Here is a 1,123-nt window from a genome sequence, read left to right as displayed (position 1 = left end):
GCAGCAATTGCTCCATAGGCGCGAACGCCGTCGTCACGCATTCCTTCGCCGACGGCAACATCCTAGTTGGCATACCAGCCAAAGCAATTTAGAGGAGGGGCAGTGTTCGCTATTTGTTATATGGCATTGACGCTTACCACCATTGCAATGCTTGCTTTGCTTCCGTCCGGGCAACGAAAGACCGTGCTGGTGTTCTCCGCGTTGTTCTTCGGGCTTATTGGCTTCATGATGACGCCACGTGCGAACATGTATACGGACACAGTTCGTTTCTTCGATACCCTCGATGAAGTGCGTAACTTCGCTGTCACGGGTCTGGGAGACGCTTGGCGATATCTCATGGATGCGTGCGGATACAATAGCACGCCTGTTATTGGAGCCATCATGTTCCTGATATCGTTGCAGCCGGAGAATGGATTTCTCACCCTTCTCGCGGCCACGGTGGACATCGGCGCGGGATTCTATCTTTGCTTCAAACAATCCAACAACGGAATGAACAAAAGAAGCCTCATCGCCGGTGTTATCTGTTTCCTGTGTCTCTTCAATTTCAACGCAGGGGTGAGTGGAATCAGAAATTATATGGCGGGATTTCTTGCCATATGCATTGCTTATCATTTCTCAGACAGATTTAATATCCCATCGCTTCTGTTGTATCTGCCGTTGATTCTCATCCATCCGTTTGCGGCAATGATTCCTCTTTTGTATATCATGTCGACAACCTACAAGAAACATAACGTGGCATTTGCGTTCTGCTGTATTCCACTACTTCTCCAGCATTATATTCAAGAATCGGTATTCTCCTTGTTCTCGAATCAACGCAATATTTTGGAGAAGGAGCATACATTGTTAGCGCATCTATTATCTCAAGAGCTCGAGATTTGTTGTTATTCGTTTTTTACCTGTTCATTTTATTATATATTTTAAAGAGAAAAACTAATTTATCGCGACACTATGTCGGATTATCTATCATGATGGCCTGTTTCGCAGCTGGGTCGCTGGCTGACGAGCAGCTTTTCTCTAGAAGCGTCTCAATGCTGATGCTGATGCTGATTCCTTTTATCTGCGAACTCTTCTCCAAAGAAATCACGAAAGAGAAGGTCTCTTTACCTATTGCCCTGGTATGCCT

The 1,123-nt window shown here is 45.8% G+C and carries 1 protein-coding gene; it reads left to right on the top strand.

Annotated features, from left to right (window positions below):
- The first annotated feature begins 102 nt into the window (after nucleotides 1-102).
- Nucleotides 103-921: a hypothetical protein gene (locus AB5Z52_RS17260; RefSeq protein WP_368267165.1), complete on the top strand. Its 819-nt coding sequence runs from the start codon at nucleotides 103-105 to the stop codon at nucleotides 919-921.
- The last annotated feature ends 202 nt before the right edge of the window (nucleotides 922-1,123 follow it).

The sequence above is a fragment of the Enterococcus sp. RTP21361st1_A6_RTP21361_211029 genome (assembly GCF_040910045.1).
In the GTDB taxonomy this organism is placed as follows: domain Bacteria; phylum Bacillota; class Bacilli; order Lactobacillales; family Enterococcaceae; genus Enterococcus_D; species Enterococcus_D gallinarum.
The sequence above is the reverse complement of the archived record's forward strand: the minus strand, read 5'-3'. Positions and strand labels throughout refer to the sequence as shown.